Genomic DNA, 16842 nt, shown 5'->3' with positions numbered 1-16842 from the left:
ATGGGAAATCTCCTCTTCCTCTTGTCTCAGGCCACGGTGTTGCCGTGCGCTCCGGTGACTTCGAGCGCCTTGGTCTGATCATCGGTCAGGTATCCGAACCACTTGCCGGCGGTGGCCATGTCCTTGTCGCCGCGTCCGGAGATGTTGATGATCATCACGGCCTTGTCGTATCCCTTGGCCTTGAGGTCGGCGGCGGCCTTGTAGGCGCCTGCGACCGCGTGCGAGCTTTCGATGGCGGGGATGATGCCCTCGGTCTGGCTCAGGTCGCGGAAGGCGTTCATGGCCTCCTCGTCGGTGGCCCACGAGTAGTTGACGCGACCGATGTCCTTGAGCCACGAGTGTTCGGGGCCGACGGATGCGTAGTCGAGTCCGGCGGAGATCGAGTAGGTGTCGAGGGTCTGTCCCTCATCGGTCTCCAGCAGATAGCTCTTGGCTCCCTGGAACATGCCGAGCTGACCCGTGCCGGGGGCGAAGCGGATGGCGTGCCTGCCGGATTCGGGGCCGTTGCCGCCGGCCTCGTAGCCGTACAGGTTGACGCGTTCGTCATCGAGGAAGGCGTTCATCACGCCGATGGCGTTGGAGCCGCCGCCCACGCACGCGCACACCGCGTCGGGATGGTCGATGCCGTACCAGTCCTGAAGCTGCTGCTTGGCCTCCTCGCCGATGATCTTCTGGAAGTCGCGCACCATCTCGGGGAACGGGTGCGGACCTGCGACGGTGCCGAGCAGGTAATGGGTGTCCTTGACGTTGGTGACCCAGTCGCGCAGCGCCTCGTTGATGGCGTCCTTGAGGATGCGGTCGCCGAGCGTGACCTCGACCACCTCGGCTCCGAGCATGCGCATGCGGGCCACGTTGAGGGCCTGACGGCGCGCGTCGATCTGGCCCATGTAGATGCGGCACTTGAGACCCAACATAGCGCAGACGGTGGCGGTGGCGACGCCATGCTGACCGGCTCCGGTCTCGGCGATCACGCGGGTCTTGCCCATGCGCTTGACGAGCAGCGCCTGACCGAGCGCATTGTTGATCTTGTGGGCGCCGGTGTGGTTCAGATCCTCACGCTTGAGGAAGATGCGTGCATCGAGACCGGTCTTCTCCCTCACGAGCGCGGCGAAGCGCGGCGCCTCGGTCAGCGGCGAGGGGCGACCCACATAGCGCTGCTGAAGCGTCATGAACTCCTTGTGGAACTCGGGATCGGCCTTGGCCTCATCGTAGACGCGCTCCAGCTCGTCCAGGGCGGTGATCAGCGCCTCGGGTACGTAGCGGCCGCCGAACTGTCCCCAGTACGGTCCGTGATGTTCGCTCAACGGGGTGGTTTCGGATGCTTTCACTCTTGCTCCTGCCTTTACTAGTCGTTCGACCGCCAGCTCATGGTCGTCGGCGGTGGCCACGCCTTCTCCGACGAGGACGGCGTCCGCGCCGGCACGGCCGTAGTCCTCGACCTCCACGGCGCCGAACACGCCGGATTCCGCCACTCTGATGACGTCGTCCGGCAGGTTCGCGGCCAATTCGTTGTACTTGTTAACGTCCACCTTCAGATCCTTGAGGTTGCGGGCGTTGATGCCGATGACCCTGGCGCCGACGGCGATCGCACGATCGATCTCCTCACGCGTATGGGTCTCGACGAGCACGGTCATGCCAAGCTCGTGCGACAGCTCGAGCAGATGCCCGAGCGTCGCGTCGTCCAGAGCGGCGACGATGAGCAGCACCAGATCGGCGCCGTGCGCACGTGCCTCGTAGATCTGATAGTCGGTGACGATGAAGTCCTTGCGCAGCACGGGGATATGCACCGCGGCGCGCACCTTGTCGAAATCGTCGAGGGAACCGAGGAACCGGCGGCCTTCGGTCAGCACGGAGATCGCGCTGGCGCCGCCCTTCTCGTACTCCAATGCCAGTGCGGCCGGATCCGGGATGTCGGAGAGGTGTCCCTTGGACGGGGATGCGCGCTTGATCTCGGCGATCACGGGGATGCCGTCGGCGCGCTTGAGCCATCGCATCGCATCGATCGGGGCCGGGGCCGCCAGTGCGGCACGCTTCACATCCTCAAGCGATACGCTGCGCTCGCGGGTGCGCTGGTCCTCCAGTGCACCCGCAACCAGTTCGTCCAATACTGACATGATCCTCCCTTGTCGTGGTGGTCGATCATGCGTCACTCTAGGCCACGGTCCGTCTCACAGTGCCGTCGTGTCCTACATTCTGAGCGATTTCGGACGTCCCGGCGCCCGCACCTTACGAGATCATTCCATGATCGTGTCGACGCCGTCGATGACGACTCCACGGAACCCGTCCTTCTCGAGCTGTCCGACGCCGCGGATGGTGGTGCCTCCAGGCGAGCAGACGGCATCCTTCATGGCTCCCGGATGCGCGCCGGAGGCCATGTACAGAGCGCCGACGCCCTCGACCATCTTCGCGGCGAGACGATATGCGGCATCCCGTTGCAGGCCGTACTTGACGCCGGCATCACCCAGTGCCTCGATGTACATGTCGGTGAAGGCGGGGGCGCAGCCGGCCACGACCATCGCGATGTTCATGTGCGCGGAATCGACACGCTCGATGAGGCTGATCGGCGCGAACAATCTCTCGAAGACGGCGGTCTGATCGGCGGTGAGCGTGTTCGCGGATTCGGTGACGAGCACGCCCTTGCCGACGGCCATCGGGGTATTGGGGATCGTGCACTGGATATGCACGACGGGCGCATCCCCGTCATCCCCGCCGTCCGCGCCGGCGGCGGTCTGCGACTGCTGCGTCCGGGGGGCGTCGAATAGCGTGCGATACCTCTCCAGATCCCAGCCGGCCGCGATCGACACGACGAACCTTCCGGGCTTGGCAAGCTCCTGCGTCAGCGGTCCGATCACCGTTTCGATCTGATAGGGCTTGATCGCCACGACGACCACATCGCAGGCGGAGACCACCTCGATCGGGCTGCGCAGTGCCCTGACGCCGAGTTTGGCGGCGTTGCGCTCCAGCTTGTCGTAGTGGGCGGCGCAGGCGACGATCTGCCTGCCGCGCACCACGCCCGCGTCGACGAGTCCCTGCGCGATGGCCTGCGCCATGTTGCCGTAGCCGATGAATCCGATGGTCAGATCATCCGTATCGTCCATGATGGTTCCTTTCCTGCCTGTGTTCCTATGACCTGTATTCCTCTAGAACAGCATCTCCAGATCACCGCGGTCCAGCGCCTCCTGCCACAGGTGGCGGAACACGACCGACCCGTGCAGGCCGTCGTGTTCGAACTCGTTGGTCACCCAGTAGTGGCTGTTGCCGATGCGGCTCAGCGTGTCGAGCTGCATGCCCGAGTCGACGTACATGTCGTCGAAGTAGACGCCCGCCTGCAGCGGCACCTCGTTGTCCGCGAGACGTTCCTCGTCGTAGATCACGCCGAAGTGCGTATCCTCCATGAGCACGTCCATCGCCGCCCTGAACGGGCGGAGCGCGGCCTCCTGTTCGAACATCCACGGGAACATCGCCTCACCGGTGAAGTTGAGAGGCCGGCATCCCGCATCGAATTCGGGGTGACGGTCGCGCACCCGCTGCGCCGCCCAACGGATCGGCTCATCGAGCTCGCCGTTGGCGTAGATGAACTCCTGCAACGGCCAGTACAGCGGACGCGACGAGGTGGCGTTCATGACCTTGGCGAGGAATTCGTCGCTCAGGTCGGACAGCGACGCATCACCCGAATCGGTCTCGGCGGACACCGAACCGTCACCGGATGTGAAGGCGTCGTCGAGGATCCAGTGGACGCGTTCGAAGCTGGGCTTCATGCCGAAATCGGAGCCGAGGCACTGCAGCCGTTCAACGGTGAGCGGATCCCCGTTGGGCAGTAGCGGGAATCCGTGCGCGGCCATGCCGGCGATCACGCCGAGGCGATGCTCGATGGCGGTTCCTCCCAGCTGGCCGAGCACCGTATCGGTCAGCGTGCCGACGAACTCGTTCACCTCCGCGACGGTCGGCAGCGTGTCGGCGAGCGCGGCGACGCGTGCGGCGTCCTGCGGGTAGCGTTCGTAGAACTGTCGGGTCTTTCCTGCCATGCGTGGGAACGTGTGCTCGTACACTTCGGTGGCGTCGGCGGGCACGTGCGGGATGCCTCCGGTGGTGAAGCTGGCGTTGAGGCCTTCGGGGAATAGTGACAGGTAGGTGAGGGTGAGGAAGCCGCCGTAGCTCTGTCCCATCGTCACCCACTTGCGTCCGCCGAATTCGGTGCGGCGCAGGTGTTCGAAGTCGCGTACGATCGAGTCTGCGAGGAATAGTTTGAGGTAGTCGGCCTGTGCGCGTGCGGCGCTGGTCGCGCTGGTGCTGTCGTCGGTGTGGGCGGCGGCGATGCGTGTCATCGTGTGGGTGTCGACGCGGTTGGATCGTCCGGTGCCTCGTTGGTCGGGCAGGATTACGCGGAAGTGTTTTGTTGCTTCTTCGATCCATCCGTCGGATTGCGGGCTGAGCAGTCGGGGGCCGGCGCCGCCGGGGCCTCCCTGCAGGAAGATCAGTAGGGGCAGGTCGTCGTGCACGTGTTCGGGTGTGGTGACCACACGGTAGAAGAGTTTGATCGGCTCGCCGTCGAAGCCGTGTCCCGGCTCGTGTCCTGTCCAGTCGAGCGGCACGTCGATGGAGCGGTCTTCGATGTGCAGTCCCGGAACATAGTATTCGTTGAGCAGCGTCATGCGTCTTCCCTTCGTTCGGCCGACCGCGCCTGGGTCAGGCGCGTGCGTTCGCGTACAGGTCAACTCTACCCGTCTCTTCATGGTTCGCGGGCATCTCATCCCATGGCATGATGGGCGACGGACGCCGCACGCACTAGCCTTGGATGTCATGAACGGATGGATGGAGCGGCTCGCCGAATGGAAACGCGGGCATGTGCTGGCGGTGGATATTCTGCTGGCGGCGCTGTTGACCGGGTTGTGTTTCCCTTTGTCCGGCAGTACGGACACGTCGACCGCGCCCGGCCTGCTGTTCGCCACCGACGCCGATGCCCTGTATCTATGGGCGTCTCTCACCGTGATTCCTCTGGCGATGCGACGCTGGCGGCCGGAGGCGGCCGCGTGGCTGTTTGTCGCGTTGTGCGCGGCCCATCTTGTGTTGGGACCGGCGACCTCCTATAGCGATTTCTATGCACTGCTGATGCTGTATTCGGTGCTGGTGCACGGTTCACCCGGTCATGCGCCGCGTTTCATCGTCACCGCGTTCATCATGGGCGCGGTGGCGTCCGTCGTCTGGTCGTTGGCGTTCAATCTCGGTCCGTTGTTCGGTGGCGCGACGCTCACGGACGTCCTGGGGCTGGATCTGACGCCCGTTTGGCCGCCGTCGTGTCGGTCGTCGACCAGCGGCGTGTTCGGCGGCGACTCCGGTGGTTGTGTCGAAGACATCGGAGCCGACGCGGGTCTGCTGATGATCGCCGTGTCGGTGTGTCTCGTCAGTGCGATCATCATGGCCTTCTGGCGCCGGTCGCGTCTGGCGACCCTGCGCGCCATGCGAGAGCGCAACGAATCGATCGCTGCGCGCGAGGACGAGGAGCGTCGTATCGCGGCGTTGGCCGAGCGTGCACGCATCGCCCGGGACATGCACGACGTGGTCGCCCACACCCTGTCGACGATCATCGTCCAGTCGGATGGTGGCCGGTATGCGGGTGCCCGTGACATCGCTGTGGCGAAGCGTACGATGTCGACGATCCGTCATGAGGCGTTGATTGCCCAGCGGGATATGCATCGTCTGTTCGAGGTGTTCGGTGGTCCTGCGGATGAGGGGTATGCGCGTATTGGGGTTCTGTGTGATGGCGTGCCGCCGGTTGATCGCCGTGTGGAGGGTGATGTCCGTCCCGATCGGTTCTCTCCTGATGCGGATGTGGCCGTGTTTCGTCTGGTGCAGGAGTCGTTGTCGAATGTGCGCAAGCATGCCGGCCCGGGTGCTCGGGTGACGATCGTTGAGACGTGGGGTCCGGATGAGTTTCGTATTGTGATTCATGATGATGGTCTTGGTGCGAGGGCGGCTTTGGATGGGCATCGTGCCGGTTATGGCCTGTTGGGCATGCGTGAACGTGTCGTCGCGGTGGGCGGCGATGTGGAATCCGGCCCGGCGGATTCGGGCGGGTTCACGGTTTCGGCTCGTATCCCGTTGTCGTCTGTTGCCGCGTCGCATGGGGAGTCGTCTGTGCGTTCGGATGAATCGTCGTTGCCCGTTGGATCGGTCGGTTCCGTTGTCTCTCTGTCGGGTTCGTTCGGATGGGTGGCGTCCGTCTTGTCCGGTTTGTCCGTCCGGTGGCGGTCGTGGCGTGCGGGTCGATCGATCGCGAGTTCCGATGCCGACGAGGTTCCGGATGGCGGCGTGTCCCGTTCGAATTGGATCGGCTATCTGGCGTGGTGGACGGGTAGGCATTATCTGTTCATGGATGTGTTGTCCGCGGCGATTCTGACGTGGCTGCTTTATCCGGCGATGTTTGACGAGTCGGGGCTCGCCGATGTCTCGTCCGTTGCGCAACCGGTGGGGCGTGCGGTTGCGGTGGTGTTGACGGCGGTCATGCTTACGCCGTTCGCGTTGCGTCGTCGGTTCCCCGAGCGGAGCGCGCTGGCCATGGCGGTGCTGTGCGCGTTGGCGTTGCTGTGGCTGACGTCGATTCCCGTGGTCGGCGTGTTCGCGTTGTCGTCCGTCCATGCGGCGGTGCTCTATGGTCGTGATGGTGCCTGGCGTTGGGTGTTGGTCGCGACCGCCGTGGATTCGTGGCTGTTCGGCGTGCGGATGATGGCCGGTCGGGAGGGTATCGGACCGCTTGTGGGGCTGGTTCGCTCCGGTCTGCCCGATGCGAATTCGTCGTGGGTTCTGCTGACAGGGTCGCTGCCGATCGGCATGCTGATGATGCTGTTGTGTCTTGCTTCGATGGCGATGGCCGCATGGCGGCGTTCGAGCGGGTCGGACATGCTGGTGCTGCGTCAGCGTGAGGAGGCGCTGCGGGCCGAGGAGGAGCGTCAGCGGGTATTGGCCGCGAACATGGAGCGTGAGCGTATCGGCGCGGCGATGCGTTCGGAGGTTGCGTCCACGTTGGATGCGGTGATCGCCAAGGCGGACGAGGGGCTGGTCATGCTGGACGAGTCGCCGCAGCCGTCCGCGGAACGGATCGCCGGATCGTTCGCGGGCATCGGCGCGCAGGGCAGGGAGGCGTTGGCGCATATGCGTCGTCTGCTGACGGTGCTGCGTGAGACCGGGTTCAGCGATGGGACGTCCGTATCCCGACGGCAGGACAGTCATGCCGCGCCGTTGTCCCCCGCGGCGCCGTTGGACGAACAGATGAGGAGTCGTTCGGCCGGCTGATCATCATCACCACTCGTTGTCATGTGGCGGGAACGGTCGGGATGCGGGAATGATTCAGGGAAGAATCAGGGTATCGGCTCCATGCGTGCGCACCGTCACCGGGTAGGGTGGACGGTATGAGTCAGAGCAACAGGATTCGAGTGGTCATCGCCGACGATCAGGAGCTGGTGAGGGCCGGATTCGCCATGGTCATCGGCTCCCAGCCGGATATGGACGTGGTCGGGCAGGCCGGGGATGGCGGGCATGCCGTCGAACTGGCCGAGCGTCTCCATCCGGATGTCGTGCTGATGGATGTGCGCATGCCAGACATGGATGGCATCGAGGCGACGCGCAGGATCGTCGATATCGACGCTCATGGGCCGCGCGTGATCATTCTCACCACGTTCGATCTGGACGAGTACGTGATGGCGGCGATCGACGCCGGCGCCTCCGGCTTCCTGCTCAAGGACACGGAGCCGGAGACGCTGCTCGCCTCGGTCCGCACCGTGTTCCAGGGTAATGCGATCATCGCCCCCTCCGCCACGAAACGACTCATCGAGAAGATGATGCGGGACGGTTACGCGCAGAACGGGACGCTCCCCCTCGGCGCCCCCATGGAGGGGTCGGCGAGCGCGGCGCGGCGGACGGCGGTGTCGGCGTCGGTCCGTTCCGGTTTCTCCGCGGGATCGCCGGCTCCGGCGAACGCTCCGCTTGCCGGCGGTCGTATGGTCGACCCGTCTGATCCGGTGTCGTATACGGATCCGGAGCTGGAGTTGCTGACCGATCGCGAGCGCGAGGTGCTGGTCGAGATCGCGCATGGTCTGAGCAATCAGGAGATCGCCGATAAGCTGTTCATCAGTCTGCCGACGGTGAAGACGCATGTGGCGCATATCCTGTCGAAGATCCATGCGCGCGATCGCGTGCAGGCTGTCGTTTTCGCCTATGACAACAGGCTGGTGTGATGTCTCACCGACTTCACGCCCACGCTCATACGGGGAAGGTCATCGACCGTATGGCCTTCCCCGACTGCTCCCCGGGTCAATCGGCAGTAAGCAGAACGGGCACAAGATGCTCCGACTCATCTTCAAAAGCGCGATGGCCGATCGGACCATACCCGTCAACCTGATCGACGGCGCGACCCACCCCATAGGCAGGGACGACCGCCTCACCAAGGTGCGTCCGCATAACGCGTACATGGTCGAACAGCTCGGAGTTCTCCTTATTCTCCTATGGGACATCTCCAATGGTATTCGCGGTTCGGCTTGTTCGATTGCGTGACTCCACGCTAAGGCACAACAGCGCATATAACATCAGACGGATGTGCGATCCTGCATCGCGAACACGGCATTGTTCAACCGGATGTTCGAACAGTTGGGACGAGAAAAATGCCCGCCCATGTTGCGAAGATGTACGCAAAGCGGTCAATTCCATGTAGGCGTACGCATACAAGGGTGAGGTCAACGAAAAGAGGTGTTCCGTATCGTCGTCCCGTGGGATTCAGCGCGTCTTTGGCCGATCCCGTCACTGAGTCCCACGGACCAGCGGGATTCAGTGCGATTCTTCGGTTTTTTCGCACTGAATCCCTTGACAGCACCCGATGATACCTGTGGTGGATCGGGAGCGCCCTGTCAGCACTGTATGGAAACGTTGGAATTCCAACGGTTTCCGACATGCGATCGACGGATGGTCGCAGGACAGTCGCAAGGGTGGAGGTTCAGGCGCGGGACTCAACGACGAATCCTCGCGCAATTGCGTTGAGTCCCGTAAATCCGTGGAACTCAACGCGATTCCTTGCGGTTTTCGCGCTGAATCCCGCGGGACGGGCGGGTACGGCAGTTCACCGTCCGCATGCGGCTCGGACCACGGACCCACGCCACACCCGAGAGCCGATATCGGCGCAGAGAGGAACAAAAATGGGAGCCTTCATCGTATTTCATGAAGGCTCCCGTAAATCCATTGCCGCGGATCGACTCGCGATCGACGGCTGGTCTAGGCTTCGGCGAGCGCCTCGACCGGTGGGGTTCTGACGGCCCGGCGTGCGGGTGCGATGCTGGCGATGAGCGCGGCCAGGGCGGCCACGGCGAGCACGGTGCCGTTCATCGTCCATTCGAAGGGTAGGGCGACCTTCCCGTAGAGGCTGAACACCATGTATGATCCGAGCCAGCCGAATCCGGTGCCGAGTATCACGCCGACGATGCCGGAGACGAGGGAGAGCAGGAGTGATTCGACGGCGAGCGAACGTTTGAGCTGGCCGCGGGTCATGCCGATGGCGCGTAACGTCGCGGATTCGCGGGTGCGTTCGATGACGGAGAGCGATAGGGTGTTCGCCACGCCGACGAGTGCGATGAGCACGGCCACGGCGATGAGTCCGACGAGCATGGACATGAGTACGTCGATGATGGTCTCCCACATGGCGCGTTCGGCGACGGGGCCGGTGACGGTGATGCCGGGGTTGGCGGAGAACGCGGCCTGCACGTCGGTGAGGACGGTGATCAGCGGCGTGTCGTTCCGGTCGTCGACGGCCAGCATGAGCATGCGTCCGCTGGCCTGGATTCCTCCGTTGCCGAACCGGTCGGCGTCGATGAACGCGACGGCCCCGTAGTCGGAGCTGACCCTGCGGTAGTCGGCCTGTTTCGGTGTGAGCGTGATCGGAGTCGTGGAGCCGTCGGCGGAGGCGATCGTGAACGTGGTTCCCCTGTTCGCCGGGAAGGTGAGTTTCCTGCCGTCCGTGGCCGAGTAGGCGGGCAGCAGCACGTCGTCCGTGCCGAGTTCCACGCCCTTGAGGTCGGCGTGCATCACCTTGGTGAGGGATGCGGTGTCCTTCACGCCGACGAGCAGGATGGTGAGGTCCTTGCCGTCGGCGGTCTTCGCGCTCGCCGCGGCGGTGGGCGCCGTGAGGGAGGCGGTCACGCCCTTGACGGTGGAGGCCTTCTCGATCTGCGCGTCGGTCATGTCGCTTCCGGTGGCGATCATGTCGACGCTGTACCGGGTGGAGATCGCCTCGGCCATGGTCTGCTTGCCGCTGGCGGCGCCGGTGGCGATGGTGGAGACGAGGGTGACGCCGATGAGCAGCGCCACGCCGGTGGCGGCGACGCGGCGCGGGTTCTTCTGGATGTTGGCGTGCGCGATCCTCGCGCTCGGACCGGTCAGCGAGACGAGCGCGCCGGTGCCGCGCATGAGCACGGGCAGCCAGAACGTGGCGGACAGGACGAGCGCGAGGAACACGAACGCGCATCCCGTGATCGCGACCAGCAGCACCGGACCGTAGTTGTCCTTCGCCAGCGAGTCGTGTCCGGCGTTGAGCTCGCGTATCTGCCATGCGCCGAACCAGCAGCCGGCCAGTCCGGCGATGAGCATCAGCGTGGACAGTACGGCGCGTAGGATGCCGGCGCGGCGGGTGGTGGTCAGTTCGATCGGACGCAGCGCCTCCAACGGGGTGACGGCCGTGGCGGAGCGTGCGGAGCCGAGCGAGGCGATGATGGTCATTATGACGCCGAAGAGGATCGGGACGACGAACACCTGCCAGCTGAGGATCACGCCCCTCTCCAGGCCGGCCTTGCTCATCAGGCCCGAGGCTCCGACCCCGGCCATCAGGCCGATGCCGAGCAGTACGCCCAGCGCCGAGGCGATGAGTCCGAGTATGCCGGCTTCGAGCAGGACGGAGGCGTACAGCTGTCCCTTGCGTGCGCCGATGGTGCGCAGCAGGGCGAGGGTGCGTCGGCGTTGGGCGACGAGCACCTGGAACGTGTTGGCGATGACGAGCGCGGCGACGAGCATCGCGAGCACGCCGAAGCTCAGCAGGAACGTGGTGGTGATGTCGGTGCCGCCGCCGCTCATGCTCCTGACCGACGCGTCGGCCGCGTCGGCGCGCGACTGGATCGTGTAATGCCTGGGCAGGAGCTTCTCGACGCGCGCGATCGTGGCCTTCGCGGCGTCGGATGACGTGTCGGCGACGTCGAGGTAGATGTTGAGCACGCTCATCGAACTGAAGTCGTCGACACCGGCCATCACGGCCAGGTCCGCGTCGGAGAGCACGGCGGCGCCGCCGTAGAGCGGGTAGGCGCCATCCGGGTCCGTGGTGATTCCCACCACGCGCACGGCGTCGCCGGCCGATGCGGATCGGGGCACGTCCGTCGGCGTCGGGGTCGCGGCGTCCGCCGTTGCGGCACTGTCCGCCCGCGTGCCGGCGGACAGTGCCGCGGCCTGTCGCATGGCGTGTGCCGCCTGCGAGTCGATCGTCACGGTGTCGCCGACCTTCACGCCGAGCTGGTTAGCCGCCGACTGTGGCAGGGCGATTTCGTGGTTGTCGGCCGGCTGGTCGCCGTGCGTGACCTTGACCGGCAGCATTTTCGCGCCGTCCGATGCGGCGATGGCCTGCACGTTCACGTTCCGGTCGCCGTTGGTGACGGTCACGGTGGCGGACGCGTCGACGCGCACGCCGTCCACTCCCTCGGTGGCGCGCATCCTATCGATGTGGAAGTCGCCGACAGAGCGCGTGTACGCGTATTCGAGCGCCTTGTTGTCGAGTTCGTCGAGCGGCTTGGGCGCGATCATATAGTCGGCGCCGCCGAACTGGGCGGTGGTCTGTCTGGTCAGGGATGCGGTCATCGCGTTGGAGAACAGGAACGTGGAGGCGATGAACGCGGTGCCGATGAGGATGGCGATGCCCGCGGGGATGAGCATCCGCGCGCTCTTCCTCATGAGTCTGATGGTCAGTGAAAGCATGATGGGCCTTTCGGATCGGATCGACGTGTCTTGACGGATCAACGCTCAGCGTGCATGGCGTGCGCCGGACGAGGAGCGGCGACGGCCTCGCGTCCCGCGACCCGTGCGCCCGGTACGGTCTACGGCATCCTCGTTCCCGCTCATCCAACCGTTCGCCGCCGTGCCTCCCGGCAGCGCGGACGAGTCCGGGACGGACGCAATGGCCGCGGTCGACGCCGGCGGCGTCGGCGGCAGCACATCATCGGTGACCGGCAGTGCGGTCGTGTTGCGCGTGCCGGCCAGACGCGCGAGCCGGTCCGCGGACGTGCCGGTGACGGCGGCGCGCGTGGCCCTCTCGCGTTCGGCCATGAGCAGCCGGTTCATGCGTTCGGCGGTGGGATGCGGCTCGTCGGCCACGATCCGCCCGTCGGCGAACACGATGGCCCGATCCGCGTAGGAGGCGGCGACCGCGTCGTGCGTGACCATGATGATCGTCTGTCCGAGTTCGTCGACCGACCGGCGCAGGAAGCCGAGCACCTCGGCGCTGGACACGGAGTCGAGGTTGCCGGTCGGCTCGTCGGCGAACACGAGCTTCGGCTTGGTGATCAGCGCGCGGGCGATGGCGACGCGCTGCTGCTGGCCGCCGGACAGTTCGGTCGGCCGGTGGTCGAGGCGGCGTTCGAGGCCGAGCGTGGTGACGAGGGTCGCGAACCAGCGTCGGTCCGGTCTGGCTCCGGCGAGCGTCAACGGCATGAGGATGTTCTGTTCGGCGGTGAACATCGGCAGCAGGTTGAAGCTCTGGAAGATGAATCCGATCCGGTTGCGGCGCAGCAGGGTCAGCTGCCTGTCGTTGAGACGGGTCAGGTCGCGTCCCTCGAACATGATGCGTCCCGATGTGGCCGAGTCGAGGCCGGCGAGCGTGTGCATCAGCGTGGACTTGCCGGATCCGGACGGTCCCATGATCGCGGTGAACCTGCCGCGTTCGAAGGTCACGTTGACGTCGCGCAACGCGTGCACGACGCTCTCCCCCTCGCCGTAGTCCTTGACGAGGTCGATCGCCTGGATGGCGGGATCGGGCCGGGAGGCTGCGCTGACTGTGTTGGTTTCGTTCATGATGCTCATGGCGTTGCTCCATACATGTTTGCCGCGGACGTGGTCCGTCCGCTCCTGGATTCCACGCTATGCGCATCGCCTGGCGCACCCCATCGTGCGCAGGGTTGAATTACGGAAGGCCGCACATACTGGTCTCATCCTTTCGGATGAGCGTGTCCCTCCCGCCGTCGTGCATCCGCCTACGCGGCCTGCGGGCGCACGACGCGAAGCGGCGGCCGACACCGCATGACGTTCGGTGTCGGCCGCCGCTTGATCAGGCAGGCCTGGGGAGCCTTCCCCCTCCCATCGTCCGGTACCGCCGCCCGCCCTCGAAACGCGGGCGACGCCCCTTCCACCGGTACGACGGGATCCTATCTATCGGATCCTGTCCGCCGGGCTCACTTGGCCAGACCGGAGGCGCGGACGGCCTCGAAGCCGCCCTTGAGGTCGTCGAGGATGTCCTCGATGTTCTCGGTGCCGATGGACAGGCGGATGGTGCCCTGGTGGATGCCCTGGTCCTCGAGCTCCTCCAGGGTCTCCTGGGAGTGCGTGGTGGAGGCCGGGTGGATGACCAGAGACTTCACATCGGCGACGTTGGCCAGCAGGCTGAACAGGTGCAGGTTGTCGATGAAGACGCGGGCCGCGTCCTTACCGCCCTTGATGTCGAAGGTGAAGATGGAGCCGGCGCCGTTCGGGAAGTACTTCTCGTACAGCGCGTGGTCGCGACGGCCCTCGATGGACGGGTGGGAGACGGACTCGACCTCGGGCACGGTCTGCAGGTACTCGACGACCTTGAGCGCGTTCTCGACGTGGCGCTCGACGCGCAGGGACAGGGTCTCGGTGCCCTGCAGCAGCAGGAACGCGGCGAACGGGCTCAGGGTGGCGCCGGTGTCGCGCAGCAGGATCGCGCGGATGCGGGTCACGAACGCGGCACCGCCGAGCGCCTCGTAGAAGTTGAGGCCGTGGTAGGACGGATCCGGCTCGGTGAGGGTCGGGAACTTGCCCGGCACCTCGGCCCAGTTGAAGTTGCCGCCCTCGACGACGACGCCGCCCAGCGTGGTGCCATGGCCGCCGATGAACTTCGTGGCGGATTCGACGACGACGTCGGCGCCGTGCTCAAGCGGACGGAACAGGTACGGGGTGGCGAACGTGTTGTCCACGATCACCGGCAGATGATGCTTGTGGGCGATCGCGGAGATGGCCTCGAAGTCCGGCAGGTCGGCGTTCGGGTTGCCGAAGGTCTCGAAGTAGACGAGCTTGGTGTTCTCCTGGATGGCGTCCTCGAAGTTCTGCGGGACCTCCGGGTCGACGAAGGTGGTGGTGATGCCGTCGCGCGGCAGCGTGTGCTTGAGCAGGTTGAAGGTGCCGCCGTAGATGTTCTTGGAGGAGACGATGTGGTCGCCGGACTGGGTGATGTTACGCACCGCGTACTCGACGGCCGCGGCGCCGGAGGCGACCGCAATGCCCGCGGTGCCACCCTCGAGGGCCGCGATGCGGTCCTCGAACACGCCCTGGGTGGAGTTGGTCAGACGGCCGTAGATGTTGCCCGGATCCGCCAGACCGAAGCGCGCCTCGGCGTGGTCGAAGTTGTGGAAGACGTAGGAGGTGGTCGCGTAGATCGGCACCGCGCGGGAGTCGGTGGCCGGGTCGGCCTGCTCCTGTCCGACGTGCAGCTGCAGGGTTTCGAAACGGTAGTTCTTGTTCTTCTCGGCCATGATGTGCTCCATTCTCGGGTTGGTCGAAGTGCTGGTTTCCTTGCCACCCGCCTGCCGTGTTCGGCGGTTGGCGAGGTGTTGGTTATGAAGGTACGACCCGGGTGCCGTACGGCGCAAGCCGAACGCTATCGGGGTTGCCTATAGCCCCTTCAAACACGTTGGAATCATTGGGATCCGGACATGTGCGAACCGGCCGGAAACCGCCCGCGACGGGCGCGACACGCCGATCGGACACCATCGGATGTTCGCGTTCACGCCGACTACAGTCGTGCGCGATACACGGGCCGGCGCGCACGACGCCCGGCCATCGCAGAACACTGCGGAACACCGTGAGACTTGAGACTGGAGGATTCGCCGATGAGCGATATGACCCTATACGAGCGTGACCCCGACTACATTCCGCGCGTGGCCGCCGTGCACGACATGTGCGGCTACGGCAAGTGCTCGCTGACCGCGGCGATCCCGATCCTGTCCGCCGCCGGATGCGACGTGTGCCCGGTGCCCACCGCCCTGTTCTCCGCGCACACGAGATACCGGGTGTTCACGTTCCACGACACGACCGACATGCTCTCCGGCTATCTCGACGCGTGGAGGGCCGAGGACGTCGAGCTCGACGCCGTGTACTCCGGGTTCCTCGGCTCCCCCGATCAGGTGGCGATCATCCGCCGCCTGTACGACGAGTATCCGGACGCGCTGCGCCTGGTCGACCCGGTGATGGGCGACGGCGGCGAGATGTACCCCACGTACACGACGCGGCTGTGCGAGGCGATGGGCGCGCTCGCCGACGGTGCGGACGTGCTCATGCCGAATCTGACCGAGGCGGCGATCCTCACGGGCCGGGACTATCCGGGCCGTGATCTGGACGATGCGGCGGTCGACGACCTGCTGGAGGCGCTGCTCTCCCTCGGCGCCAGGAACGTGGTGTTGAAGGGCATCGACCGCGGCGACGGGATGATCCGCAACTACGTTGCGTCCGCCTCGGCCGGCGTCGGCGCGAGGCGGGAGATCGCCCACGAAAGGCTGCCGTACATGATCCACGGCACGGGCGACGCGTTCGCCTCGGCCCTGTGCGGCGCGCTGATGGCCGGCCGCGGGCTCGCCGAATCGGCGCGCATCGCCGGCGAGTTCGTCCGTCACGCGATGGCGCACACCCGCAACCAGCCGCACTACGAGGATCGCGGCGTAAGCTTCGAACTCGATCTGGCCGACCTGACCTCTCTGGTCGGCTGAACCGGTGGCGGAGCGGCCGAGCCGAGTCCGACGGCGCACGGCTCGCTCGGCAGTCACTGGTGCAGCGGGTCGCTCGTACACTCGTAGAACAGGCGCCCCTTGTCGGTGTTCTGCCCGTATTTGAAATTGGGGTTGGGGTTGCCGTCGAAGTCGGTCTGGTAGTAGGCGCTGAAGAACTCCATCTCGCGTTTGATATTGGCCTCGAAGCCGGCGTTGTCGCCCTTGGCGCCGACGGCGGTCATCGTGCTGATGTAGTCGTCCTCGCTGATCGGCGCGGGCAGCAGATCGTGCTTGACGAGGCACCGGTAGGTGGCCCGGTACATGGCCTCGACGTCGAGTCGTTCGGGGTTGTTCCGCATGCTGACGTACAGGCTGGAGATGATGCCGGCATCAGTCTTCGCGTGGCATTGCTTCATGATGTCGAGCTGCTCGTCGTCGGAGAGGGATCCGCGGTACTGCGCGACGGTCTCGCCCTCGTCCGCGGAGTACGTGGCCTGCAGCCCGTAGGGTTCGAGACAGGTGTTGTAGTCGTCGTAGACCTCCTGAATCTCGGCGTCGGTGATCCTGCCGTCCCTGAGGATGCCCCGCGCCAGATCGGTGGGCGCCTTGTCGTATTCCCGCTTGAATTCGTCGGCGTATGGTCCGGTGAACGTCGGCGTGCCGCCGTCTGCGGACGTGTCCTTTCCGGCTGCGGCGCCCGTCGACGTTCCACCGGCGGCGCAGCCGGCGAGCGCGGCGCATATGGCCAGCGCCGCGCCGATGACCGTGATGCGTCGGCGCCATCCGTGGAGCGGGTGTCGGGTGGTTGTCGTTGTCGTGCTCGTGTTCATGG

Annotated in this window: 11 protein-coding genes; 4 read left to right on the top strand and 7 right to left on the bottom strand. The window is 65.5% G+C overall.

Translation table 11 applies throughout. From position 1 onward, the window contains the following. Window positions 1-26: 26 nt before the first annotated feature. The 3 genes from BW11_RS04395 to BW11_RS04385 all read right to left on the bottom strand — a co-directional run bounded on the left by BW11_RS04395 (window position 27) and on the right by BW11_RS04385 (window position 4652). The gene (locus BW11_RS04395; protein ID WP_140444803.1) at window positions 27-2114 is read right to left on the bottom strand and encodes a bifunctional indole-3-glycerol phosphate synthase/tryptophan synthase subunit beta; all 2088 of its coding nucleotides are present in this window, start codon (window positions 2112-2114) and stop codon (window positions 27-29) included. Between the two features lie 120 nt (window positions 2115-2234). Then, window positions 2235-3098, bottom strand: coding sequence for a pyrroline-5-carboxylate reductase (gene proC, locus BW11_RS04390; protein ID WP_140444802.1), 864 nt, complete (start codon window positions 3096-3098; stop codon window positions 2235-2237). Between the two features lie 42 nt (window positions 3099-3140). Continuing rightward, window positions 3141-4652 carry an alpha/beta fold hydrolase gene (locus tag BW11_RS04385; RefSeq protein ID WP_140444801.1) on the bottom strand — a complete coding sequence of 504 codons (1512 nt, stop codon included), beginning with the start codon at window positions 4650-4652 and terminating at the stop codon, window positions 3141-3143. A 148-nt stretch (window positions 4653-4800) separates the two neighbouring features. Here BW11_RS04385 and BW11_RS04380 point away from each other — a divergent pair, with 148 nt between their 5' ends. The 3 genes from BW11_RS04380 (at window position 4801) to BW11_RS04370 (ending at window position 8547) form a co-directional block, all read left to right on the top strand. After that, window positions 4801-7290: a histidine kinase gene (locus tag BW11_RS04380; protein ID WP_181162489.1), complete on the top strand. Its 2490-nt coding sequence runs from the start codon at window positions 4801-4803 to the stop codon at window positions 7288-7290. A gap of 116 nt (window positions 7291-7406) precedes the next feature. Next, on the top strand, window positions 7407-8231 hold the full coding sequence (locus BW11_RS04375; RefSeq protein WP_140444799.1) for a response regulator transcription factor: 825 nt from the start codon (window positions 7407-7409) through the stop codon (window positions 8229-8231). 106 nt (window positions 8232-8337) lie between these two features. Next, complete coding sequence (locus tag BW11_RS04370; RefSeq protein WP_140476345.1) at window positions 8338-8547, top strand: hypothetical protein; 210 nt, start codon at window positions 8338-8340, stop codon at window positions 8545-8547. Window positions 8548-9258: 711 nt separating this feature from the next. On the opposite strand, the gene BW11_RS04365 is transcribed toward BW11_RS04370, so the two are convergent. From BW11_RS04365 to BW11_RS04355, 3 genes are all read right to left on the bottom strand, one after another. Further along, on the bottom strand, window positions 9259-11994 hold the full coding sequence (locus tag BW11_RS04365) for an ABC transporter permease (RefSeq protein WP_140444797.1): 2736 nt from the start codon (window positions 11992-11994) through the stop codon (window positions 9259-9261). 45 nt (window positions 11995-12039) lie between these two features. After that, complete coding sequence (locus BW11_RS04360) at window positions 12040-13095, bottom strand: ABC transporter ATP-binding protein (protein ID WP_140444796.1); 1056 nt, start codon at window positions 13093-13095, stop codon at window positions 12040-12042. A gap of 368 nt (window positions 13096-13463) precedes the next feature. After that, window positions 13464-14780 (bottom strand): O-acetylhomoserine aminocarboxypropyltransferase/cysteine synthase family protein, encoded by a 1317-nt coding sequence (locus BW11_RS04355; RefSeq protein ID WP_043166599.1) that lies wholly within the window; start codon window positions 14778-14780, stop codon window positions 13464-13466. A gap of 357 nt (window positions 14781-15137) precedes the next feature. Between BW11_RS04355 and BW11_RS04350 the strand changes: the two genes are divergently transcribed. Then, on the top strand, window positions 15138-16010 hold the full coding sequence (locus BW11_RS04350; RefSeq protein WP_140444795.1) for a PfkB family carbohydrate kinase: 873 nt from the start codon (window positions 15138-15140) through the stop codon (window positions 16008-16010). A gap of 53 nt (window positions 16011-16063) precedes the next feature. Here the strand turns inward: BW11_RS04350 and BW11_RS04345 are convergent, their stop codons facing one another. After that, window positions 16064-16840, bottom strand: a complete 777-nt coding sequence (locus tag BW11_RS04345; protein WP_140444794.1) for a hypothetical protein — start codon at window positions 16838-16840, stop codon at window positions 16064-16066. Window positions 16841-16842 lie beyond the last annotated feature (2 nt).

The sequence above is a fragment of the Bifidobacterium sp. UTCIF-38 genome (assembly GCF_006454495.1).
GTDB lineage: Bacteria > Actinomycetota > Actinomycetes > Actinomycetales > Bifidobacteriaceae > Bifidobacterium > Bifidobacterium callitrichos.
The sequence above is the reverse complement of the archived record's forward strand: the minus strand, read 5'-3'. Positions and strand labels throughout refer to the sequence as shown.

Excerpts from the sequence above, each read along its gene's own strand:
- BW11_RS04360 (WP_140444796.1), bottom strand. The coding sequence starts at position 13,095 with ATGAGCATCATGAACGAAACCAACACAGTCAGCGCAGCCTCCCGGCCC.
- BW11_RS04370 (WP_140476345.1), top strand. The coding sequence starts at position 8,338 with ATGCTCCGACTCATCTTCAAAAGCGCGATGGCCGATCGGACCATACCC.
- BW11_RS04395 (WP_140444803.1), bottom strand. The coding sequence starts at position 2,114 with ATGTCAGTATTGGACGAACTGGTTGCGGGTGCACTGGAGGACCAGCGC.
- BW11_RS04365 (WP_140444797.1), bottom strand. The coding sequence starts at position 11,994 with ATGCTTTCACTGACCATCAGACTCATGAGGAAGAGCGCGCGGATGCTC.
- BW11_RS04355 (WP_043166599.1), bottom strand. The coding sequence starts at position 14,780 with ATGGCCGAGAAGAACAAGAACTACCGTTTCGAAACCCTGCAGCTGCAC.
- BW11_RS04380 (WP_181162489.1), top strand. The coding sequence starts at position 4,801 with ATGAACGGATGGATGGAGCGGCTCGCCGAATGGAAACGCGGGCATGTG.
- BW11_RS04350 (WP_140444795.1), top strand. The coding sequence starts at position 15,138 with ATGAGCGATATGACCCTATACGAGCGTGACCCCGACTACATTCCGCGC.
- proC (WP_140444802.1), bottom strand. The coding sequence starts at position 3,098 with ATGGACGATACGGATGATCTGACCATCGGATTCATCGGCTACGGCAAC.
- BW11_RS04385 (WP_140444801.1), bottom strand. The coding sequence starts at position 4,652 with ATGACGCTGCTCAACGAATACTATGTTCCGGGACTGCACATCGAAGAC.
- BW11_RS04345 (WP_140444794.1), bottom strand. The coding sequence starts at position 16,840 with ATGAACACGAGCACGACAACGACAACCACCCGACACCCGCTCCACGGA.
- BW11_RS04375 (WP_140444799.1), top strand. The coding sequence starts at position 7,407 with ATGAGTCAGAGCAACAGGATTCGAGTGGTCATCGCCGACGATCAGGAG.